At 64.8% G+C, this 22,659-nt stretch carries 21 protein-coding genes; 1 reads left to right on the top strand and 20 read right to left on the bottom strand.

Features of this window, described 5'->3' with window-relative positions; genetic code table 11:
- Window positions 1-59: 59 nt before the first annotated feature.
- The 10 genes from sufU to aroC all read right to left on the bottom strand — a co-directional run bounded on the left by sufU (window position 60) and on the right by aroC (window position 12,832).
- Window positions 60-608, bottom strand: a complete 549-nt coding sequence (sufU, locus tag BBIA_RS06165) for a Fe-S cluster assembly sulfur transfer protein SufU (protein WP_033495554.1) — start codon at window positions 606-608, stop codon at window positions 60-62.
- A gap of 3 nt (window positions 609-611) precedes the next feature.
- Complete coding sequence (locus BBIA_RS06160; protein ID WP_033495556.1) at window positions 612-1,883, bottom strand: cysteine desulfurase; 1,272 nt, start codon at window positions 1,881-1,883, stop codon at window positions 612-614.
- A 153-nt stretch (window positions 1,884-2,036) separates the two neighbouring features.
- On the bottom strand, window positions 2,037-2,816 hold the full coding sequence (gene sufC, locus BBIA_RS06155; RefSeq protein ID WP_033495558.1) for a Fe-S cluster assembly ATPase SufC: 780 nt from the start codon (window positions 2,814-2,816) through the stop codon (window positions 2,037-2,039).
- A gap of 38 nt (window positions 2,817-2,854) precedes the next feature.
- Entirely contained in the window at window positions 2,855-4,084 is a 1,230-nt protein-coding gene (gene sufD, locus BBIA_RS06150) for a Fe-S cluster assembly protein SufD (RefSeq protein ID WP_033495560.1), read from the bottom strand.
- Window positions 4,085-4,089: 5 nt separating this feature from the next.
- Window positions 4,090-5,544 carry a Fe-S cluster assembly protein SufB gene (gene sufB, locus BBIA_RS06145; protein WP_051923850.1) on the bottom strand — a complete coding sequence of 485 codons (1,455 nt, stop codon included), beginning with the start codon at window positions 5,542-5,544 and terminating at the stop codon, window positions 4,090-4,092.
- Window positions 5,545-5,828: 284 nt separating this feature from the next.
- Window positions 5,829-7,481 (bottom strand): L,D-transpeptidase, encoded by a 1,653-nt coding sequence (locus BBIA_RS06140; protein ID WP_033495563.1) that lies wholly within the window; start codon window positions 7,479-7,481, stop codon window positions 5,829-5,831.
- Window positions 7,482-7,658: 177 nt separating this feature from the next.
- A complete protein-coding gene (locus tag BBIA_RS06135) occupies window positions 7,659-9,326 on the bottom strand; it encodes a CTP synthase (RefSeq protein ID WP_033495565.1) in 1,668 nt (555 codons plus the stop codon).
- A gap of 130 nt (window positions 9,327-9,456) precedes the next feature.
- A complete protein-coding gene (locus BBIA_RS06130) occupies window positions 9,457-9,912 on the bottom strand; it encodes a type II 3-dehydroquinate dehydratase (RefSeq protein WP_033495567.1) in 456 nt (151 codons plus the stop codon).
- An 86-nt stretch (window positions 9,913-9,998) separates the two neighbouring features.
- Window positions 9,999-11,624, bottom strand: coding sequence for a bifunctional shikimate kinase/3-dehydroquinate synthase (locus tag BBIA_RS06125; RefSeq protein ID WP_033495643.1), 1,626 nt, complete (start codon window positions 11,622-11,624; stop codon window positions 9,999-10,001).
- Window positions 11,625-11,635: 11 nt separating this feature from the next.
- Window positions 11,636-12,832: a chorismate synthase gene (gene aroC / locus BBIA_RS06120; RefSeq protein WP_033495569.1), complete on the bottom strand. Its 1,197-nt coding sequence runs from the start codon at window positions 12,830-12,832 to the stop codon at window positions 11,636-11,638.
- Between the two features lie 51 nt (window positions 12,833-12,883).
- On the opposite strand from aroC, the gene BBIA_RS06115 reads away from it, so the two are divergent.
- Window positions 12,884-13,354 carry a prepilin peptidase gene (locus tag BBIA_RS06115; RefSeq protein ID WP_033495571.1) on the top strand — a complete coding sequence of 157 codons (471 nt, stop codon included), beginning with the start codon at window positions 12,884-12,886 and terminating at the stop codon, window positions 13,352-13,354.
- 49 nt (window positions 13,355-13,403) lie between these two features.
- On the opposite strand, the gene mltG is transcribed toward BBIA_RS06115, so the two are convergent.
- The 10 genes from mltG to BBIA_RS06065 form a co-directional block, all read right to left on the bottom strand.
- Complete coding sequence (gene mltG / locus BBIA_RS06110) at window positions 13,404-14,579, bottom strand: endolytic transglycosylase MltG (RefSeq protein ID WP_033495573.1); 1,176 nt, start codon at window positions 14,577-14,579, stop codon at window positions 13,404-13,406.
- 22 nt (window positions 14,580-14,601) lie between these two features.
- Complete coding sequence (gene ruvX / locus BBIA_RS06105; protein ID WP_033495575.1) at window positions 14,602-15,054, bottom strand: Holliday junction resolvase RuvX; 453 nt, start codon at window positions 15,052-15,054, stop codon at window positions 14,602-14,604.
- Window positions 15,055-15,062: 8 nt separating this feature from the next.
- Window positions 15,063-17,741, bottom strand: a complete 2,679-nt coding sequence (alaS, locus tag BBIA_RS06100) for an alanine--tRNA ligase (RefSeq protein ID WP_033495577.1) — start codon at window positions 17,739-17,741, stop codon at window positions 15,063-15,065.
- A 109-nt stretch (window positions 17,742-17,850) separates the two neighbouring features.
- The gene (locus BBIA_RS06095; RefSeq protein WP_033495579.1) at window positions 17,851-18,090 is read right to left on the bottom strand and encodes a hypothetical protein; all 240 of its coding nucleotides are present in this window, start codon (window positions 18,088-18,090) and stop codon (window positions 17,851-17,853) included.
- Window positions 18,090-18,485: a DUF948 domain-containing protein gene (locus BBIA_RS06090; protein WP_033495581.1), complete on the bottom strand. Its 396-nt coding sequence runs from the start codon at window positions 18,483-18,485 to the stop codon at window positions 18,090-18,092. The genes BBIA_RS06095 and BBIA_RS06090 overlap by 1 nt, the downstream gene beginning before the upstream one ends.
- 96 nt (window positions 18,486-18,581) lie before the next feature.
- Complete coding sequence (locus tag BBIA_RS06085; protein ID WP_033495583.1) at window positions 18,582-19,256, bottom strand: histidine phosphatase family protein; 675 nt, start codon at window positions 19,254-19,256, stop codon at window positions 18,582-18,584.
- Window positions 19,257-19,367: 111 nt separating this feature from the next.
- A complete protein-coding gene (gene rpsD, locus BBIA_RS06080) occupies window positions 19,368-19,994 on the bottom strand; it encodes a 30S ribosomal protein S4 (RefSeq protein WP_033495585.1) in 627 nt (208 codons plus the stop codon).
- 251 nt (window positions 19,995-20,245) lie between these two features.
- Complete coding sequence (locus BBIA_RS06075; RefSeq protein WP_033495586.1) at window positions 20,246-21,019, bottom strand: ABC transporter ATP-binding protein; 774 nt, start codon at window positions 21,017-21,019, stop codon at window positions 20,246-20,248.
- Window positions 21,020-21,021: 2 nt separating this feature from the next.
- On the bottom strand, window positions 21,022-22,239 hold the full coding sequence (locus BBIA_RS06070) for an FtsX-like permease family protein (protein WP_033495588.1): 1,218 nt from the start codon (window positions 22,237-22,239) through the stop codon (window positions 21,022-21,024).
- 11 nt (window positions 22,240-22,250) lie between these two features.
- Entirely contained in the window at window positions 22,251-22,658 is a 408-nt protein-coding gene (locus BBIA_RS06065) for a DUF4418 family protein (protein WP_033495590.1), read from the bottom strand.
- Between the last annotated feature and the right edge of the window lies 1 nt (window position 22,659).

Below are 22,659 nucleotides of genomic sequence, written 5' to 3'. Positions count from 1 at the left end.
GTAAAACAGTTGGTATTCAATATACTCCGGCTCCCCTCACCCGAGGGGAGCCGGAACCGTCATTTCGCGGCCAGCGCCTTGGCGACCGAATCGCGCATGCCTTCCCAGCCGAGCAGCGCGCACTTGATGCGCATCGGATACTTGGACACGCCCTGGAACACGACCGCATCCTCGAGCTTCTCCTCCTTGGCGTCGTCGTTCAGGCCGGCGCCGCGGGACTCCATGAGCTCGTGGAAATCGCGGAACAGGTCCATCGCCTCATCCACGGTTTTGCCGGCGCACAGGTCGACCATCACCGACAAGCTCGCCTGCGAGATGGAGCAGCCATGGCCGTCCCACACAAGACGTTCGATGCGATGCGGTTCGGCGTCAGAGACCTCCACGTGCACGGTCGCCTCGTCGCCGCAGGTCGGGTTGAACTGGTGGGACTCACCCGGCGTGCAGTATTCGTGGTTGGCGCGGATTGTGCTGTCGCCAGCCGATGCGCTGTCCTCCGACGCAAGGTCGGGCGCGAAGGATTCCTTACCATGCGGATCTCGTGCGGCTTCGAGGATGACCTCCTGATACATCTGTTCGAGGTCATCGCCGCTCATGCCAAAATCGTTCATACATCACACCTTAAAGAACGGACGGACTTTTGCCACGGCCTCGACCAACGCCTTCGCGTCGTCGACGCTGTTGTACACGCCGCTCGACGCACGGTTCGACGCGTACAGGCCGAAATGGCGGTGCACCGGCTGGGCGCAGTGGTGGCCAACTCGGATGGCGATGCCCTGCGCATCGATGAACTGGCCGACGTCGTGCGGGTGCACGCCGGCCACGTCGAACGCGACGGTGCCGATGCGGTTCACGTTCTCGCGCGGGCCAAGGATGCGCACGTCGTCAATGTCGCCAAGCTTGAGCAGTTCAGCCGCGATCGTCTTCTCGTGCGCCTCGATGTTCTCCAGGCCGATGTTCATCATCCATTCGGCAGCGACGCCGGCGGCCACGACCTGCGCGACCGGCTGCGTGCCGGCCTCGAAGCGCGCCGGCGGCTCCATGTACTGTGCGGGCTGGTCCATCCACGCGAGCTCCACCATCGATCCGCCGAAGCTCGCCGGCGGCAACGCCTCAAGCAATTCGCGCTTGCCATACAGGAAGCCGACTCCGGTCGGGCCGTACATCTTGTGCGCGCTCCATGCGGCGAAGTCGACGTCCATCGCGTGGAAGTCAACCTTGAGATGCGGTACCGACTGGCATGCGTCGAGGATGAACACGGCACCAACCTCGTGCGCGCGGCGCACGATCGGGGCGATGTCGGTGATCGCGCCGGTGGTGTTGCCCACGTGCGTGACCGCCACGACCTTGGTACGTTCGGTGATGACCTCGTCGGCCGTATCGGAGCGGATGCGCCCGTCCTCGGTCAGGTCGAACCACTTGAGCGTGGCACCGGTGCGGTAGGCCAGCTCCTGGAACGGCAGCAGCACCGAATGATGCTCGGCCTTGGACACGACGATCTCGTCGCCGGGCTTCAGCGCGAACCGCTTGGCCGCCTCTCCCCCGCGTCCGAGGCTCGCGTTGCCGAACGCGGTCGCCAGCAGGTTCAGGCCGGCGGTCGCACCACCGGTGACAACGACCTCCTCCTGACCCTCTTCGGCATTCGCGCCGACCAGACGAGCGACCTTGGCACGCGCCTCCTCGAACGCGACCGTCGATCGCGCCGCCAGCTCGTGCGCGCCGCGGTGCACGCCCGCGTTGATCGTGCGGTAGAACTCGGCTTCCGCGTCGATCACACACTGCGGCTTCTGCGACGTCGCCGCCGAATCGAGATACACGAGCGGATGCCCATGCACCTCCTGATCCAAAATCGGGAACTCCCCCCGAATCGCTCCAAAATCAACCATGTGTTCCCCTTAGTCAGCAAACGGAAAAACGCGACAATCCGTATCAACAAGCGTGGGGTCGGGATGTTCCGTTCACGACCGTATGACTTGGCCGAGCGGCCCGGAGCGTGTCGGGAATGGAACATCCCGACCCCACGCGGTTACCGGCGAAACTTACGCCAGTGCGGATTCAGAGTCGGCGCCTTCGGGCAGGTACGCATCGTAGCCGTGCTCCTCGAGCTCGTCGGCCAGCTCCGGACCGCCGGTCTTGACGAAGTGGCCGTCGGCGAAGACGTGCACGATGTCCGGCTTGATGTACTTGAGGATACGCGTGTAGTGCGTGACCATGAGGATGCCGAAGTTGTTGGCCTCCTTGGCGCGGTTCACGCCTTCGGACACGATGCGCAGCGCGTCGACGTCGAGGCCGGAGTCGGTTTCGTCGAGGATGGCGAACTTGGGCTTGAGCAGTTCGAGCTGGAGCACTTCGGCGCGCTTCTTCTCACCGCCGGAGAAGCCCTCGTTGACGGAACGCGTGGCAAACTTCGGGTCCATGCGCAGGCGCTTCATAGCCTCGGACAGCTCCTTGGTCCAGGTACGGATGGCCGGGGCCTTGCCGTCGACCTCGGTCTTGGCGGTGCGCAAGAAGTTGGTCATGGACACGCCCGGCACTTCGACCGGGTACTGCATGGCGAGGAACAAGCCCTCCTTGGCACGCTCGTCCGAGGTCTGCTTGAGGATGTCGACGCCGTCGAGCAGCACTTCGCCCGAATCGACCTCGTACTTGGGGTGGCCGGCGAGCGTGTAGGCGAGCGTGGACTTGCCGGAGCCGTTGGGGCCCATGATGGCGTGCGTTTCGCCGGAGTTGACGGTCAGGTTCACGCCCTTGAGGATCTGCTTGCGGCCTTCCTTGGTTTCGACGGAGGCGTACAGGTCCTTGATTTCCAGAGTGGACATTGGATTCTCCTGTTACTGACGAATGAAAAGTCTTGGTTTTACTTGTCTTCGAGCACCGCCTGCATGGCCGCGTCCTCGCCGCGCGCGAGGCGGCGGTCGATCACGTCCATGAGGTGCTGGGCAACGGACGGCACGCCGATCTCCTCGACGAGTTCGCCGAAGAAGCCGCGCACGACGAGCTTGCGCGCCTCGGTTTCGGGGATGCCGCGCGACTGCAGGTAGAACAGCTCCTCGTCGTCGAAACGGCCGACGGAGCTGGCGTGGCCCGCGCCGATGATGTTGCCGTTCTCGATCTCGAGGTTCGGCTCGGAGTCGGCGATGGCGCCCGGCGTGAGCACGAGGTTGCGGTTGAGCTCGTAGGAGTCGGTGCCGGGCGCAGTGGGCGCGATCAGCGCGTTGCCGACCCACGTCGAGTGCGCGTCCTTGCCGTCGAGCGCGCCCTTGTAAACGACACGCGACTTGCATTCGGGATGGTTGTGCACCACCATCGTGCGGTGTTCGATGTGCTCGCCCGGGTCGACGAAGTAGATGCCGAGCATGTTGAGGTCGCCCTGCGGGCCGCCGAAGTCCTGGTCCATGCGGATGCGCACGACGTCGCCGCCGAGCGTGACGACGGAGTGGCGCAACGAGGCGTTTTCGCCCACGTGGATGCGGTGGTTGCCGACGTGCTTAGAACCCTTGTCCCATTCCTGGATGAACGTGGCAGACAGGTGCGAGTCCTTGCCGGTGGTGATTTCGACGCCTTCGGCGAGGCGCGCGGTGCCGTTGTGCTCGACAACCACGTCGCCGTGCGTGCCGTCGGCCGCCGCGATGACGAGGTGCAGCGCGTCGAGATCCTCGCCGCCGCCAAGCACGCGCACGAGCACAGGCTGGCCGAGTTCGCCGCTCAGTTCGATGATGGTCGCCGTGTGGCCGGAGTTCCATTCGACGGCCGCCGCACGGTCACTGGGCTTGGACACGGTACCGGAGACGCCCTGCCCGAGCTTTTTCTGGCTGACGGTGACGTGCTTCGGATCGACCGGCGTACCGTCGACGTTGGAGATGACCAGCGTGGTTTCGCCGCTCGGCTTGAACACGTCGAAGAATTCCCCGATGCGGTCGAGCGGCGTGTACCGCCAGTCCTCCTGTTTGCGGGTCGGCGTCGGGAAGTCGGCCACGTCGAACGAACGCGGTTCCTTGTCGGCGCTCGACGGCATGGCCGCCGGGATCGCGTACGGGTCGTTCGGATCCGCGACGGGAATGTTGAGTTCAGCAGTATTCGATGCCATGGGAATCAGCCCACCGATCCTTCCATCTGCAGTTCGACCAAACGGTTCAGTTCGAGCGCGTACTCCATCGGCAGCTCGCGGCTGATCGGCTCGACGAAGCCGCGCACGATCATGCCCATGGCTTCCTTCTCCTCGAGACCGCGGCTCATCAGGTAGAACAGCTGGTCTTCGGAGACCTTGGAGACGGTCGCCTCGTGCGCCATGGTCACGTCGTCCTCGCGCACGTCCACATGCGGGTACGTGTCGGAGCGGCTGAAGTCGTCGACGAGCAACGCGTCGCACACGGTCGAATTCGACGAGCCGTACGCGCCGTCGACGATCTTGACGAGGCCGCGGTAAGCGGATCGGCCGCCACCGCGCGAGATCGACTTGGCGACGATCGTGGACTTGGTGTGCGGGGCGAGGTGGATCATCTTCGCGCCGGTGTCCTGGTACTGGCCCTTGCCGGCGAAGCCGAGCGACATCGTGGACGCAGTGGCGTACGGTTCGGCGAGGATGCAGGCCGGGTACTTCATGGTGGCTTTGGAGCCGATGTTGCCGTCGACCCATTCCATCGTGCCGCCCTCGCGCACGTAGGCGCGCTGGGTGACGAGGTTGTACACGTTGTTCGACCAGTTCTGCACGGTGGTGTAGCGCACGCGCGCATGCTTTTCGACGATGATCTCGACGATGGCCGCGTGCAGCGAATCCTCGGACCAGATCGGTGCAGTGCAGCCTTCGACGTAGTGCACGTAGGAGCCTTCGTCCGCGATGATGAGCGTGCGCTCGAACTGGCCCATGGCCGGCGTGTTGATGCGGAAGTACGCCTGCAGCGGGATGTCGACGTGCACGCCCTTGGGAACGTACACGAACGAGCCGCCGGACCATGCGGCGGTGTTGAGCGCGCCGAACTTGTTGTCCTCCGGGGAGACGACGGTGCCGAAGTACTTGCGCACCAGGTCGGGGTATTCGCGCACGGCGGTGTCGGTGTCGACGAAGATCACACCCTGCTTCTTGAGGTCCTCCTGGATGGAGTTGTAGATGACCTCGGACTCGTACTGTGCGGCGACGCCGGAGACGAGGCGCTTCTTTTCGGCTTCGGGGATGCCGAGGCGGTCGTAGGTGGAGCGGATGTCGTCGGGCAGTTCCTCCCACGTCTTGGCCTGCTTGTCGATCGGCTTGACGTAGTACTTGAAATCGTCGGCGTTGAAGCCGCTCAGGTCGACACCCCAGTCAGGCATTGGCTTGTCAAGGAACGCCTTGAATCCGCGCAATCGCATGTCGAGCATCCACTGCGGCTCACCCTTGTCGGCGCTGATGGCGCGCACGACGTTCTCGTCGATGCCTCGCTTCGCGGCCTCGCCGGCCGCGTCGGAGTCGTGCCAGCCGTAGCTGTAGTCGCCGAACTGCTGGATGATCTCGTCATCCTGTTTGATCTTCTCCTCGTTGACGCGGGCACGATCGGCCACATACTGGCTCATCTCCACGTCAGCCGCGGCGTTTGGCGCTTGGTTTTCGCTCACCGTACGCTTCCCTCCAATCGACTTCACAAAGTTCCTACGTAAACCTAACAGAACCTGGTACGAAACACTAGCCGGCCGCCCGGATTTGGCCGAACGCGGACGTGATGTTGCTCGCACATCCCAGCCGGGAACAAACCGTCGGAACAACAAAACGGGGCGGGCAGGTCCTTTGCGCGACCTGCCCGCCCCGTCGATCATCCTGCGTCATGCGCGTGTGATGCGCACGTGACGGACGTGCCGTATCACACCTGCACGTGCACGCTCGTGCCGTACACGGCCCAGTTGTAGAACCATTCGGCCTGATCCCAGCCGATGCCGACGCAACCATGGGACGTGTTGCCGAGCGCGGCAACCTGCGCGTCGTTCATCGCGGTCTTCGTGGCGATGCGGTGGATCGCGCAACCGGTGTGGGAGAAGTAGTTGACGTATCCCACACCCTTGACGTCCCAGGTTTCCTTGGAACCGTCGGACAAGGTGAGGTTGCCGCTCATATCCTGCGACTCGTACTTGAGCCAGATAGTGAAGTCGCCGGTCGGCGTGCACAGGTCCTGGCCGGTGCATTCGCCGGTCTTGCGGTCGTTGCCCTGGCCGGCGGACATGCTCATCGTGCGGATCAGCTTGCCGTTCTCGTAGGCGTACACCTTGTTGTCGGACAGGTCGACAACGACGTGGCGCTTGGTCTTCTTGGTCTGCATCGCGTCGATGCTGCCCTGCACGTCGAGAGAACCGCCGCCGTTGGCGAGCAGCGTCGCGCCGTCCGTGCCGATGTTCACGTCGGCCCCGTCGGCGATAGAGATGCCGTCATGGCCTTCCTTGAGCACCTTGATTTCTTCGTCGTTGTTGTTGACGATGACTTCGCGGTCTTCGCGCTTGGTGTTGAAGGTCGGCTTGATATTGTTCTCGTAGTACTGCTGCAGCTTGTCCGCGCTGAACACGACATATCCGCTGCGCGTTTCGCCGGCGGTGAGCTTGGCGTTCTCGTTGGCGTTGACGGTGGACGCCGCGGCCAACGCGTTGGCATCGAGGGCCGCGATGGCGTGGTCGCCGATCTTGAGCGTCACGGGATTCTTGACGAGCTTGTCGAGCGTGGCCTTGGCCTGTTCGGCGATCTTGTCGGTGACGGCCGGATCAGTGGATTTGAGTTCCACATTCATGGTCTTCGACTCGTTTGCGCCGAGCGTTTCGACAAGCGCGACCGCGGCCTTGGCGACCGGCTCAGGGTCGGCGCCCTGGCCCTGCTGTCCGGCGACCGTCTCGAATCCGGTTTTGTCTTCGTTAAGCGTGACCTGCGCATCCACGGGCTTGACCTCGCTGATGGACAGGCGGCTGTTGAGTTCGGTGGAGTCGGCCGCAGCCGGGTTGGCCGGTTCGGTGGTCACGTCGCTGGTGATCCAGAAGGCGTAGCGCTGCCACCATGCGCCGTCGCGTTTGGCGTTGAGCACCTCGTTGGCGATGGCCTGCGAGTCGACGCTCAGACCGAGATCCTTGAGCGTGATCTTGGCGGTGTTGCCGTTGTACGAAACGGTCACGGCCGACTTGGCCACGGCCTGGTCGATGTCGTCCGCGATCTGTTCCTGCGACTGGCCGGCGACCGAATTGCCCCATAAGGTCACGCCGGGCAGGACATGCGACTGGAAGAACCAGTATGCGCCGCCCGCGAAGGCGGCAAGGATCGCGACGACGGCGGCCAGCACCCATGGCCACACCAGATGGCGCTTGGGCATGCGTTCGATGCTTTTGATCTCGTCGGCCGACATCGGAGCGGCGAACGAGTCCAAGCTGATGGGCCGCAGCACCGCGGTCTGTTCGCCGTCCGCGGCGAATGCCATTGATCCGGCCGCGTTGCTTCCGCGCTGGGGAAACCCGTTGTTGAACTGTCCGTTATTGTTGCTCATGCGAACTCTTGTTCATTCTCTTGTGTGCCACTACCAATTGCCCGCGCTGGCGCGCGTTCCCCTCATTATGCATCATGCCCATGAATTCCAAGGAATCCATGGGCATGATTCGTTATCGGCTGAGCGTGATCTATATCACCTATATATCACGTATATTACGTTCGCCGGCGAGCTCGTTCAGCGCTGGCGTTCGGCCTGGTGGTCGAGCGCGGCCTTGACGAGGCCCGCGAACAGCGGATGCGGCTTGGTCGGGCGAGACTTGAACTCCGGGTGCGCCTGCGTGGCCACGTAGAACGGGTGCACGTCCTGCGGCAGCTCGACGAACTCAGTGAGCTCGCCGTCCGGGCTTTGGCCGGAGATGCGCAGGCCGGCCTCGCGCAGACGATCCTTGTACGCCACGTTCACCTCGTAGCGGTGGCGGTGACGTTCGGTCACATGCGTGGTGCCGTACAGTTCGGCGACCAGTGAACCTTCCTCGAGTTCAGCCGGGTAGGAGCCAAGACGCATGGTGTGGCCCATGTCGCCGTGGCCGGCGACGATGTCCTTCTGCTCCTCCATCGTGGCGATGACCGGGTTGGCGCAATCCGGCTCGAACTCGGTGGAGTTCGCGTCCTCGATGCCGAGCACGTGGCGCGCGTATTCGATGACCATAGACTGCAGGCCAAGGCACAGGCCGAGCGCCGGCAGCTTGTTTTCGCGCGCGTACTTGAGCGCGCCGATCTTGCCGTCGATGCCGCGGATGCCGAAGCCGCCCGGGATGACGATGCCATCGACCTGGTCGAGCGCGGCTGCCGCGCCCTCCTCGGTCTCGCACTTGTCGGCGGCGACCCACTTGACGTTGACCTTGGCCCAGTTGGCGAAGCCGCCGGCCTTGATGGCCTCGGTGACGGACAGGTACGCGTCCGGCAGGTCGATGTACTTGCCGACGATCGCGACGTTGACCTCGTGCTTCGGATGATGCACGCGTTCGAGCAGGTCGGCCCACTCATCCCAGTCGACGTCGTGGAACGGCAGTCCGAGCTCGCGCACGACGTACGCGTCGAGGCCCTCGTTGAACAGGATCTTCGGCACGTCGTAGATGCTCGGCGCGTCCACGCAGTTGACCACGCCCTCCTCGTCCACGTCGCACATCAGGGAGATCTTGTCCTTGATGGACTTGTTGAGCGGACGGTCGGAGCGCAGCACGAGCGCGTCCGGGGTGATGCCGAGCTGGCGCAGCATCATGACGGAATGCTGGGTCGGCTTGGTCTTGAGCTCGTGAGCGGCGGAGATATACGGCACGAGGGAGACGTGCACGAACATGCAGTTCTCCGCGCCGAGGTCGCGGCGCACCTCGCGGGCGGCCTCAAGGAACGGCTGCGATTCGATGTCGCCGACGGTGCCGCCGATTTCGGTGATAATCACGTCGACGTCGTCGCTCGCCTGCGCGCGCATGCGGGACTTGATCTCGTTGGTGATGTGCGGGATGACCTGCACGCACTGGCCGAGGTATTCGCCGGCGCGCTCCTTACGCAGCACCTCCTGGTAGATCTGACCGGTGGTGACGTTAGCCTTCTGGGAGAGGAAGACATCGAGGAAACGCTCGTAGTGGCCGATATCGAGATCGGTTTCGGCGCCGTCCTCGGTCACGTAGACCTCGCCGTGCTGGAACGGGTTCATCGTGCCCGGGTCCACGTTGATGTACGGATCGAGCTTCTGCTGAAGAACGTGGATGCCGCGGCTGCGCAGAAGGCGGCCGAGCGAAGATGCGGTCAGACCCTTGCCGAGTGAGGAAACCACGCCGCCGGTGACGAAGATATGCTTGGTGACGTGTTCTTGGGAATTGCCATGTTGTCTTCTAACCATGGAATTTCATCCTATCATCCGTATGTGACCGGGCGTGTTTACGCGATGGGCCCGTCCGTTGCTTGGAACGGACGGGCCCGAAAATAGAAAGACGCAAAGACGCCTCGACGTCCGACGTCACATCGTCACGTCACTTGCCCTGCTCGCTGAGGATGTGCGCGACGGCTTCAAGCGCGAGCTTGTAGCCGAAGAAGCCGAGTCCGGTGATGGTGCCGGTGGCGACGGGGCTGATGACGGAACGCTTGCGGAACTCGTCGCGCGCGGACGGATTGGAGATGTGCACCTCCATGAGCGGCAGGCCGGCGTCGCCGACCATGTGGGCGGCATCCGCAAGCCCATAGCTGTAGTGCGTGAACGCGGCCGGGTTCATCACCACGGGCGTTTTCTCGTCGGCGGCCTGATGCATCCAGTGGATGATTTCAGCTTCGTCGTCGGTCTGGCGCACTTCGACGTCGAGGCCGAGTTCGGCACCCCACCCGATGCACAGGCGGCGTAGTTCCTCAAGGTCCTGACGGCCGTACACGTCGGGCTGGCGTACGCCGAGACGGCCCAGGTTCGGCCCGTTGACGACGATCACTTTGGTCATGGTTGCTCCTTTTTGGCAAAATGATGGCGAAACGGAGCCCGCCCCGCGCATTCGGCTGGGATTGCCGCCGCGGGACGGGCGTCGGGTCAGTGCTGGATGCGGTGGAACGCCTCTTCGACCGCGTCCGCCGGCGGATCGTCAAGGTGCATCATGCGGCCGGGACCACCGTCGAGCACGACGAAGCGCAGCTTGTTGCCGCGCGCCTTCTTGTCGCGGTGCATGATCGCGAGCACGTCTTCGAACGAGCCGCCGTTCCATGAGGTCGGCAGTCCGAGCGAGGCGAGCAGGGAGCGGTGGTAGTCAACCAGATCGCGGTCGATGTGGCCGAGCAGGCACGCCAGTTCGGCCGCGTACACCATGCCGACGGCGACCGCATTGCCGTGCCGCCAGCGGAAGTGCTCCATCTTTTCGATCGCGTGGCCCATCGTGTGCCCGTAGTTGAGGAATTCGCGCAAGCCGGCCTCCTTGAGGTCGGCGGACACGTGCTTCGCCTTGACGCGCACCGTGCGTTCGATGAGTTCGGCGACCACATCCTCGAGCGGTGTGCCGAGGAAGGTCGCACCGTCGAAGCCTCGCAACTCGTCCGCATGTTCTTCAAGAATGCGCAAGATCTCCGGGTCCGAGATGAAACCGGATTTGGCGACCTCGCCGAGGCCCTCGACGAAGATGTCGTTGGGCAGCGAAGCGAGCGTGGTCATGTCGGCAAGCACGCCGGCGGGCGTGTAGAACGAGCCGACGAGGTTCTTGCCGGCCGCGGTGTTGGTGCCGGTCTTGCCGCCGGTGGAAGCGTCGACCATGGCGAGCAGCGAGGTCGGGCAGTTCACGTAGCGGATGCCGCGCATCCACGTTGCCGCGACGAATCCGGCCAGATCGGTGGCCGCGCCGCCGCCCACGCCCACCACCGCGTCGGAACGGGTGAAGCCTTCGGCACCGAGCCGCTCCCACACGCCGTTCGCCACGGTGACGGTTTTGCCCGCCTCCGCGTCCGGGATCACGATGTCGGAAACCTCGTAGCCGGCCTGACGCAGCAGGGCGCGGGCGCGGTCGGAGTGCCGCTGCACGGGCTGGGTGTGGATCAGCGCGATGCGCGCCGGCTTGTCGCCGAGCACGGGGGCGAGATGATTCATCGCGCCTTCGCCGATGCGCACGTTGTAGTCGTCCGCCGAGACGACCCCGACGTGCACGACGCGTTCTTCGATCATGTTCATCACCTTTCTTGCGGCCATTTGCGGCGTGGAACCGTGGGTGCGCACGTGCACGTTGGCAATCCGGTCGAACACCGGGTCGCGCTGCTCGTACAGACGCATCCAGCGCGCGTTGGCGTCACCGCCGTCGAGCATAGGGCGCCCGCCACCACGGTTGGCGCGTTCCATGGCCTCCTTGGGGTCAGCCTGCAGGTAGATCACCCGGCCTCCCCCGTCGATGTAGTCAGCCAGCGCGTCCTGCGTAGCGGGCGTCATGGGAGCGCCTCCGCCGAGCGCGAATAGGCCGCCGAACTCGTCCAGCGTGCGGCGGATCAGGTCGCTTTCCACCTTGCGGAATGCCGGTTCGCCGTATCGCGAGAAGTATTCGGGGATGGTCATGCCGACTTCGCGCTCGATTTCAATGTCGGCGTCCTTAAACGGCAGTCCCATCATCTGCGAGACCTCGCGGCCAACGCGGGTCTTGCCCGCGCCCATCATGCCGATGATGACAGCCACGGGATGCTGCATGCCGGCATCGCTCATCGCATGTGCTCCGGCCACGAGGCGAGGTAGCTTTCCATGTTGCGGCGCGTTTCAGCCACGCTGTCGCCGCCGAACTTCTCCAGCACGAACTTCGCGAGCGTCAGGCGCACCATCGCCTCGGCCACGACGGACGCGGCCGGCACGGCGGTCGAATCGGAACGCTGGTTGATGGCCTGCGCGGCGTCGCCGTTGGCCACGTCGACGGTGCGCAGCGCGCGCGGGATCGACGGGATCGGCTTCATGGCGGCGCGCACGCGAATCGGCTCGCCATTGGACATGCCGCCTTCGATACCGCCGGCGCGGTTGGTCAGTCGCGTGATATGTCCGTTATCGCCGGGCACCATTTCGTCGTGCGCGGCGGAACCCGGTCGCACCGCTTCGAGGAATCCGTCGCCGATTTCCACTCCCTTGATGGCCTGGATGCCCATGACGGCGGACGCCAGCGCGGCATCGAGCCGTCGGTCGGATTCGACGTACGTGCCGAGGCCTGCAGGCACGCCGTACGCGATCACTTCGATCACACCGCCGACTGTGTCGGCGTTAGCCTTGATCTCGTCGATGCGCTTGACCATGCGTTCCTCGGCGGCCTTGTCGAGCGTGCGCACCGGGGACGCATCGAGCGCGGCCACGTCGTCGGGGGTCGGCAGTACACGGTCCGCGGCGGTTTCGTCCACGCCGGCGCCGCCGATGGACAGTACGTGCGCGACGGTGCGAATGCCCGCGGCCTGTTCGAGGAACTTGGCAGCGACCGCGCCGAGCGCGACGCGGGACGCGGTTTCGCGCGCACTGGAGCGTTCGAGTACCGGACGGGCGTCGTCGAAACCGTACTTGCGCATGCCGGTCAGGTCGGCGTGTCCCGGGCGCGGGCGGCTCAACGGTGCGTTGCGTCCTTCGCGCGGCAGATCATGGTCGAGCGGGTCGGCGCTCATCACTTCGGTCCACTTGGGCCATTCGGTGTTCGCGATTTCGATGGCGACCGGCGAGCCGAGCGTGCTGCCGTGTCGCACGCCGGTGAGCAAACGCACCTTGTCTTGTTCAAACTTCATGCGCGCGCCGCGACCGTAGCCAAGGCGGCGCCTCGCCAAAGCGGACACGACGTCGTCTGTGCGGATCTCGACGCCCGCGGGAAGCCCTTCGATCATCGCCACCAATGCTTCGCCGTGCGATTCGCCCGCCGTCTGCCAGCGCAACATACCGTACTCTCCTTTTGCTTGTCGTCGTCAACTGCGGGCTATTGTAGCGGTATGCCTTACCTTGCGATGTTGCCGAGTCTGCTCTGTGGACTGGCGGTCAGTGCCGAAGACGTGCGCCGCCGCCGCGTGCCGCGCGCGTGGATCGCTGCGGGCTGTCTGGCGCAGCTGATCGCCGACGTCGTCTACGGTTTGGCGGTCAACTCGCTGTTCGTTGTGCCGCAAGCCGTGCTGTTCGCGATGGTTGCTGCGGTGCTGCAGTGTCTGCTCGCGCTGGCGAAGCCGGGAGCGCTGGGATTCGGCGACGTGACGTGCACGCTGATGACCGGACTCGCTGTCGGCTTGTTCGGTTTGGACGCGATGATCGTCTGGTGGTTGGCGATGGGACTGCTGGGACTGGTCTGGATGGCGGTCTGGATACGCTTCGACCCGCAATCCGATACACCGTACGCCGGCAGAGTGCCGTTCGCTCCGGTGATCGTGGTCGCGGGTCTTGCGGCCATGCTGTTCGGATTCGTGCTCTGAAGCATGCGGGCCGGTCGGCGCGTAGAGGCGCCGGCCGGCCCGGTGAACGCTAGTTCGCGTTCTCGTTGTTGTTCTTATATTCGTCGCGGATCTTCCAGAACTCGGCTTCCGTGTTGACGAACTTCGTCTCCCCGGTCGACAGGTTGACGGTCACGAAGTACAGCCAGTCGCCTTGTTCGGGGCTGATGGCCGCGGCGATGGCGCTGTCGCCCGGATTGCTGATCGGCGTGGGCGGCAGTCCGGCGTTCTGGTGCAGATTGTACGGATTGGAGGCGTCGGCGATGTCCGCGTCGGTGATCTCGTTGGCCGTGATGCCGAGTCCATACGCGAGCGACGTGTCCATGCCGAGGTTCATGTTCTTCGCCAGACGGTTCTCGATGACGCGCGCGACCTTGCCGTAGTACTCCTCGCGGTTGACCTCGGCCTCGGCGATGGACGCGATCTTGATGATCCGCTCGCGTTCCTCGCCGCTCGGCGCACCCAGCTTGTCGAGCTTGGCGATGCGCGCGTCCACCATGGCCTTGACGACGTCCGAGGCGGAGCGGTCGGCGACGTCGTACGCGCCCGGCTCGAGCCACCCTTCAAAGCTGCCCGAGGCTTCGGCGGGCAGAATGCCCGAACCGTCGCCTTCAAGTATCGTCTTGTATGCGGATGCGTCAACGCCGTCCATTGCGGATAGCGAGGCGAGCACGGCGCTCACCCGGTCGCCCGGCTTGACTTCCAGGAAGCCGCCGGCCTTGCTTTGATCGGACAGAATCGCGACTACGTCGGACGCCTTCATATGCGTTTTGAGCGCGAACGATCCCGGATACAGCGTGGCGTCGGCGGTCGCGACCGCATTGGTGAATGCCGCCGCGGACTTGACGATGTCCGCCTTGACGAGGTTTTCGGCCACCTCGCCGGCGCCCTGGCCGGTCGAAACGGTAAACGTCACGTCCTTGTCGCCCGGTCCGCTGTAGTCTTGCACGGCCGCGGTTGTGTCGCCTCCTCGCGCGTCGCGCCATGCCTTGAGCTTGCCCATGCCGATGACGCCGAGGACGACGATCAGCGCGACCACGACAATAGCCGCGACGGCGGTGATCATCCTGCGACGGCGAATGCGTTCACGTTTGCGCCGCATTTCGCTGCGGGACGCCGGAGGCTGCGGAGGCAAGGCGAACAAGTCGCCATGCGTGTCGTCTCCGGCTCCCTCATCAGAGAAAAAATGCTCGAGATCCTCACCCAATGGTTCTCTCCCCGTCTTCCGTCTACTCGTTCGCGTCCAACGCCGATTGCAGTATCACCACCGCCGACTGCTGGTCGACCACTGGACGGTGCTTGCGGCCGGAGACTTGAGCCTCGTGCAGCTGCCTGTGCGCGCTGACCGTGGTCAGCCGCTCGTCCAGCAGGATGATGTCAGGAACGTGCGCGACGGCGCACTCCCCCGCATCGATGTAGTCTTGCATTCGTTTGGCGAGGTTCGCAGCCCACCGGCGCGCTTTTTTTGCGCTTTTGCCTTCGGTGCCGTCAAGCTGCAGCGGCAATCCCACCACGACGCGTTCCACCGATTCGTCTTCTATGACGCCGATGACGTCGTCCAATGCCTGGAATGAATCTCCGAACACCCTGACATTGCCCGCAGGGTGCGCGAAGGTGAGCTCCGGGTCGGACAACGCGAGTCCGACCCGGGCATCACCCAAATCAACGCCGAGCCATACCACCAGGCGACTCAGCCCTTCAGCGCCTCGTTCTTCAGCGCAGCGATCGCCTCGTCGATCTTCGACGCGTCGGCGCCGCCGCCCTGGGCGAAGTCCGGCTTGCCGCCGCCACCGCCGCCGAGGATCTTGGATGCACCACGCACGAGATCGCCGGCCTTGATGCCGGCCTTGCGGGCGGCCTCGTTGGTGGCCACGGCGACCATCGGCTTGTCGTCTTCGGACACGCCGGCGAGGGCCACGACAACCGGGGCCTCGTCGCCGAGCTGGCCGCGCACGTCGAGTACGGTCTTGCGCAGCGCATCGAACGAACCGAAGTGGCCGACATTCTTCGCGGCGACCTTGACCGGAGCGGACGACTCGCGCGTTTCGGCCACGAGCGCCGGCATGGCGGCGGCCAGCTGGCTTTCGTACATGGCCGCGAGACGGCGATCGGATTCCTTGAGCTTGGCGAGCAGCGTGTTCACGCGCTCGGCGAGCTCGTCCGGACGGGCGTTGAGCTTGTCGCTCAGCTGGGAGACCAGCGCGTGCTCACGTGCGTTGAAGTCGTACGCGCCTGCACCGACGAGCGCATCGACACGGCGCACGCCGGAGCCGATGGACGCTTCGGACATGATGTTGACCATGCCGATCTTGCCGACGTGGTCGACGTGGGTGCCGCCGCACAGCTCGCGGCTCCAGCCGTCCTCGCCGATGGACACGACGCGCACGATGTCGCCGTACTTCTCGCCGAACAGGTGCATGGCGCCGAGCGCGATCGCGTCGTCGAACTTCATTTCCTTGGTGGTGACGGCGAGGTTGTCGCGCAGCTTCTCGTTGACGCGGGCCTCGACGGCGTTCATCACGGTCTTGGACGGGGCCTTGGACCACTGGAAGTCGAAGCGCAGACGGTTCGGGGCGTCCTCGGAGCCGCGCTGGGTGGCCTGCGGGCCGAGCTCCTCGCGCAGCGCCTTGTGCACCATGTGCGTGGCGGTGTGCGAACGGGCGATGGCGCCGCGGCGGTCGAGATCGATGCTCGCGTTAACCGGCGAGCCGACCACGAGGGTGCCTTCGGTCAGGCGGCACTGGTGGACGATGAGGTCCTTGATCGGCTTCTGCACGTCGTCGACTTCGAGCACCGCGCCGTCGTCGGACAGGATCTCGCCCTGGTCGGCGAGCTGGCCGCCGGCCTCCGCGTAGAACGGGGTGCGGTCGAGGATGACCTCGATGTTCGCCGGGGCGGTGACAGCCGGGACGGAGCCCTTGCCTTCCTGCATGATGCCGATGACGGTGCCGCGGGCGGAGAAATCGGTGTAGCCGAGGAAGTCGATCGGCTTGGCGAGCGTCTTCTTGAAGTCGTCGTAGACGGACAGGTCCACGTTGTGGCGCTTCTTGAGCGCGTCGGCGCGGGCACGGGACTTCTGCTCGCTCATGAGCTCGCGGAACTTGGCCTCGTCGACCTTGACGCCCTGGTCGGCGGCCATTTCGAGGGTGAGCTCGATCGGGAAACCGTAGGTGTCGTGCAGCGTGAACGCGTCGTCGCCGGAAACGGTCGGATCGGCGTTCTTCTTCGCGTTGGCCACGGCCACGTCGAGGATCTGGATGCCGTTGTCGAGCGTGCGGCGGAACGCGTCCTCCTCGCCGTAGGCCGCTTCGGACACGTCGTGGAACGTATCGTTGAGCTCCGGGTAGGAGGCGACCATCGCATCCTTGGACACGGGCAGCAGCTCCGGGATGACCGGATCGGTCACGCCGAGCACGCGCATGGCCTGGATGGTGCGGCGCAGCAGGCGGCGTAGCACGTAGCCGCGGCCGACGTTGGACGGGCGCACGCCGTCGGACATGATCATGAGGGCGGAGCGCACGTGGTCGGCCACGACGCGGAACTTCACGTCGGCCTTCTCGTCCTCGCCGTACTTGCGGCCCGACAGGCGTTCGGCGGCCTCGATGACCGGGAAAACCTCATCGGTCTCATAGATGTTCTGCTTGCCCTGCATCAGGTAGGCGAGGCGCTCGAGGCCGGCGCCGGTGTCGATGTTCTTGTTCTCGAGCTCGCCGACGATGTGCAGGTCGGTCTTGGACTTGACGTTGTCGACCTCGTAGTTCTCGAACACGAGGTCCCAGATCTCGATGTAGCGGTTCTCATCGACGATCGGGCCGCCTTCGACGCCGTATTCGGGGCCGCGGTCGACGTAGATCTCGGAGCACGGGCCGCCGGGGCCGGGGCCGCCGGTGGTCCAGAAGTTGTCCTCCATGCCCATGATCTGGATGTGCTCGGGGTCAACGCCCTCGTTCTTCCACAGGGAGCGGGCTTCCTCGTCGTCGGTGAAGGTGGTCATCCACAGCTTCTCCGGGTCGAAGCCGTAGCCGCCCTGCTCCTGCGGGGTGGTCAGCAGCTCCCACGCATAGTGGATGGCCTCTTCCTTGAAGTAGTCGCCGAAGGAGAAGTTGCCGAGCATCTGGAAGAAGGTGCCGTGGCGGGTGGTCTTGCCGACCTCGTCGATGTCGAGCGTGCGCACGCACTTCTGGTTGGAGGCCATGCGGTGCTTCGGCGGGGTCTGCTCGCCCATGAGGTACGGGATGAACGGCACCATGCCGGCGATGGTGAACAGCGTCGTCGGGTTCGGCGAGATCAGGGACGCCGAAGGCACGATGAGGTGGTCGTGCTTGCCGAAATAGTCAAGATAGCGCTTCGCGATTTCTGAAGTGCGCATAAGTGTGATTGGACTCCTTGTATTTGGGCGGCGTGAAGGCGCCGTCCGGATGGTTGTGGTTTGCCGTCCGATAGATGCTGTTGCGGAAAGTGGACGGTCGGCCGCGCGGCTACCGGCCCGCGCGCTCGACGTAGGTCCTGTTGAGCTCAGCCTCGCGGGCTCGACGCGTCGCGTTGAATTCGTTGACGAGCCCTTCGAGGGTGCGCATGGTCACGTGATCCTGGTCGGGGCCGAGCACGAACTGGCGCATGGCGTCGGGCGTGTTGGCCTTCACGTAGGCGGTCGCCTTGGAGACGGCAATCACGCCGGCCGCGAAGCCGAGGCCAAGCCAGAAGATTCGTTTGAACATCACTCCCCCTTGGTCGCGTTGCCGTTCGCGCCGCCGACGCCCTGCTTCGCAAGGAAGGACTGGGCCGTTGACTTGAGCGCGTACGTGGCCGAGGCGATTTTGATGATGGGCTTGCCAAGGAACGAACCGTACAGATCCGTGAGCGCGCCGACGTTGTTGGCGGTGGCGGAGGCTGCGGCGGAGATGCGATTGACGTCCTCGAGCGACTTGTTGACCTGCTTGACGGTGGTCACGCCCTCGTCGAGCGCCGGAATCGCGTGTTCGCCGGATTCCCTGACCGTTTCGGCGATCTGGTCGAACAGCTTGCCGAGGCGGATCAGCGGGTAGATCATGAACCCCGCGAGCACGGCGAACGCGATCGCGGCGATCAGGCCGGCGATTTCTCCAACACCCATCAGAACCTCTTTCCTGCATCACGGCGTTACCCGTGCACACAATACCCGCACAACACTAGCCAACGGACGCGACGCGCGCAACCGCGCAGCAAACGTTCACTGGTTGTATCGCGTGATCGTGAGCGCTTCGGCGAACGGCTTGTCGGTGTCGAAGTCGATGTCGGTGACCGATCCGTTGGCCGGCCGTTCGCTCAGGTCAAGCCCGTCGCCGCCGAAGCGGTGGGCAAGGCTGAGCAGCGTGTTGCCGTGCGAGATCTGCAGCACGTCGTCGCCGTCCTTGAGCTCGGGATTGGCGGCGATCAGCGCGAACGCGCCTTCCACTCGGGTCCAGTATTCCTCGTCGGATTCCGCATCGTGGAACGGGTCGGCTTCCTTGAGGAAGTCGCGCGTGGCGGCGAGGCCGAATTTGGAGACGATGTCGTTGTAGTTCTTCGCGCCGTGGGGGCCGCCGGCGGCCGTCCATGCGAGTGACATGTCCTGGCCTTCGAAGTAGCCGTAGCACTGTTCGCGGAAGTGCATGTCGGCGACCAGTCGCGGGCGGGCATGTCCAGCGGCCTCGTTGATGTCGAGGATGCGTGCGGCGGTGATCTCGGCACGCGTGGTGTCCGAGCAGTAGGCGGCGGCGAAATCGTATCCGGCGAGCTTGCGCCCGGCCTTGTCGGCGTCGGCGAGGCCTGATTCGGTCAGCGGCGAATTGCACCAGCCCTGCAGTCGGTTGTATCGGTTGAACGTGGTCTGCCCATGGCGGACCAGATGCAGATGCAGAATCATGGTTTTCAATATAGCCGGAATACACGAACGCCCCGGGCCTTGGGCCACGGGGCGTTCGCGCGTATGTATGTCCTTAAGCTGTAAATTCTTACAGTTGGTAGAGAATCCAGATCAGCGAGCGTAGAACTCGACGACGTACTGGATGTTGACCTGCACCGGGATCTCTTCGACCTCCGGCTTGCGGGTGAGGGTCGCCTTCAGGGAGGCGAGGTTCACGTCGAGGTAGCCCGGAACCGCCGGCAGCACGTCACGGTGCACGCCTTCGGCGGCGATCTGGAACGGAACCATGGTCTGGCTCTTGGCCTTCACCTGGATGGTCTGGCCCGGCTTGACGCGGTAGGACGGGCGGTCCACGATGTTGCCGTCGACGAGGATGTGACGGTGCACCACGAACTGACGGGCCTGGGCGGTGGTGCGGGCAATGCCAGCACGCAGGACCAGGTTGTCCAGACGGGTCTCGAGGTCGGTCAGCATGGCGTTGCCGGTCTGGCCGGCGGTGCGGGTGGCCTCCTCGTAGGCGCGGCGGAGCTGCTTCTCAGACACGCCGTACTGGGCGCGCAGACGCTGCTTCTCGCGCAGACGGACCGCGTAATCGGACTCGGTACGGCGACGGGTGCGGCCGTGCTCGCCCGGAGCGTACGGACGCTTTTCGAAGATGCGCTGAGCCTTCGGGGTCAGTGCAATGCCGAGGGCGCGGGAAAGGCGCACCTGACGGCGGGAACGCTGAACGTTCGTCATTGGTTTATTCCTTTTGTTGTTCTGTCGTTGTCTGAACGGAAACGCGACGACCTTGCGATCGACGCGCTGAGCCAGCCTCTCCAGCGCTTTCCGCGACGAGCGCGAACGGCGGGGAACCATGCGATTCCCGGTCGCCGACCCGCTGATGGGCCAAGGCTCCAGACGGTGCAGCCTCGCGGCGCACACCAATCGTCAACTATACACATGGGGTGCGGACAGCGCGTGTTCGTGCGGTTCACGCACGGTGGAGGTCACGCTGCAGCTAACTGTCCCCGATCCATGCGCAGCGTGCGGTCGACGTACGCGAGCGCGTCCGGATCGTGCGTGACCATAAGCACCGCCGTGCCGTCGTCGGCGGTCCGGCGCAGCAGCCGCATGACGACGGCCGTGCTGTCCGCGTCGAGATCGCCGGTCGGTTCGTCGGCGATGAGCAGCTTCGGCCGGTTTATCAGCGCCCGGGCGATCGACACGCGTCGCATTTCGCCGCCGGACAGTTCCTTCGGATAGCATCCAGCCAGGTCGTCGACCTGCAGCGACGCAAGCAACGCGTGGGCTCGGTGGGCAAGCGGATCGTCGCCGTCATCGTCATGACCGGGTGCGATCACGTCCGGCATGTCCGGGTCGGCGGTCTTGGCCGGAGCCGTCGCGGCGTCGCCGTTTCGCGCGGCCGTACCATGACCGTCGTTTGTCATGACAGCCGGCAGAATCACGTTGTCGAGCACGGTCAGGTTGCCCAGCAGCGTGGCCGACTGGGTGACGAATCCGATCGTGCGGTTGCGCATCGCGGACGCCGTGCGGTCGTCGAGCGAGGCGACGTCGAGCCCGTCGACCGTCACCGTGCCGGATGTGGGCCGGAGCAGTCCGGTGATCAGGTTGAGCAGCGTGGTCTTGCCGTTGCCGGACCTGCCGACGATCGCGACGAACTCGCCGGCGTCGATGCTCAGGTCGACGTGGTCGACGGCGGCGAACGGCTTGCCGCGGCGCGTGAATTCGCGGGTCAGCGAGCGGATGTCGAGCACGGGCATCGTCACTCCCCCTCGCGCAGCGTCAGGTACGTTTCCGGTGCAGACAGTCGTACGGCCGCCGCGACCGATGCGATCAGGCCGGTGGCCACGGCGAACGCAAGTCCGGCGGCGATCAGCGCGAGCACGGTGAACGCGCCGGACTGCAGGTACGGCAGTTGCAGGCGCGCGCCGATCAGCGTGTTGAACGGTAGGATCGCGAGCGACGCGGAGCCGATGCCGATCAACCCGCCGATCAGGCCGACCGTCGCCGACTCGCGCACGATGACGCCGACCAGCATGCCGCGCGTCGCGCCCATGATGCGGTAGGCGGCGAATTCGCGCTTGCGTTCGTTCATCGACGAGGCGAACACGGCGAGCAGGACGATCAGACCCATGATCCAGAACACGGCGAGGAACAGGCCAGCGTAGCCGATGATCGCGTCGAGGCTGGCCTTGGTGGAGGCCGTCACGCCACCCGGGTAGACGTAGCCGAGTCCGGTGACGCCGTCGGCCTTAACCGTGTCGGCGATGTTCGCGGCGACGGTTTTCGTGTCCGCGTCGCCGGTCTTGACCAGCACCGCGGAGATGGCCTTGTCGGCGTATTCGGCCGGGATTGCCGCATGGCCGGTTTTCGCAGAGTAGGAGACGACCGCGGGGATGGTGGATTCGTTGACGAACACCGAATTGTCGAGGCTCGTGCCGGTGGAGGCGAGCTGTGCGGCGACGGGGAATTCGTGGTTGTACAGCTTGATCGTACCGTTGGCTGACACGTTGATGTTCGCGCCGGCGACGACTTCGCCATCCTTGAGCGTGCGCTCGTACTGCGAAGTGATCCATGGTTCGATCACGAAGTCGGTGGCCGGATCGAAGCCGATGATCTGCACCTTTTCGTCGCAGCAGGCAGCGGCGAGCGAGGAAATGTACGTCTGCGCGGTGACCTGGCTCACACCGTCCGCCTTGGCGACGGCCTGTTCGATGTCGTTGGTGAAGTAGAACGTGCTCGAGCTGCCGCTGGTGAGCAGCGCCTCCGCTTTGGTGCCGGTGTTCTGCGGCACGACCATGAGGTCGGCGCCCATGCGCTCCTGCATGCTGTTGAGTCCGGCCTTGAGGTTCGTGGCAAGCAATGCGCCGCCGTAGAACGCGACGGTGAGCATGGTGACGACGATGACGAGCGCGGCCGTGCGGAACGGCTTGCGTTTCAGATTTTCGAACGGCAGGCTGCCGAGGGTGATGTGGGGCATGGCCGCAATCCTCAGCGTCCTGCGGTCTTCGCGCCGGTCAGGTCCATCCGCACGGCGATCGCCGCGAAGATGACGGCAAGCACGCCGAGCACGATGAGCGTCGGCAGGGTGACCATGTGGCAATGCATCATCGCGCCCTTGCACACGCCGATGAGCACAGTCGGCACGGCGATGACAAGCAGAGCGTTCAGCACGACGGCGATGTTGAGGCCGGCACGGACCTTCGGCTCGACGAACAGGCCGATCACGCCAAGCAGCGCGATGACGACGCCAATGCCGAGCGCGGCCTGCGCGGTGTAGTGGCAGGCCATCTTCATGCCGTCTTCGACCTTGCACACATAGGCAAAGGTCTGCGGGGCAACGGCGATGAGCGCGCCGAGCACGATGGCGGGCAGGGTGGCGAACAGTTTGCGGGTCATG

It is taken from the genome of Bifidobacterium biavatii DSM 23969, from assembly GCF_000741165.1.
GTDB lineage: Bacteria > Actinomycetota > Actinomycetes > Actinomycetales > Bifidobacteriaceae > Bifidobacterium > Bifidobacterium biavatii.
Note: the sequence above shows the minus strand (reverse complement) of the source record. Positions and strands in the feature narration are given on the sequence as shown.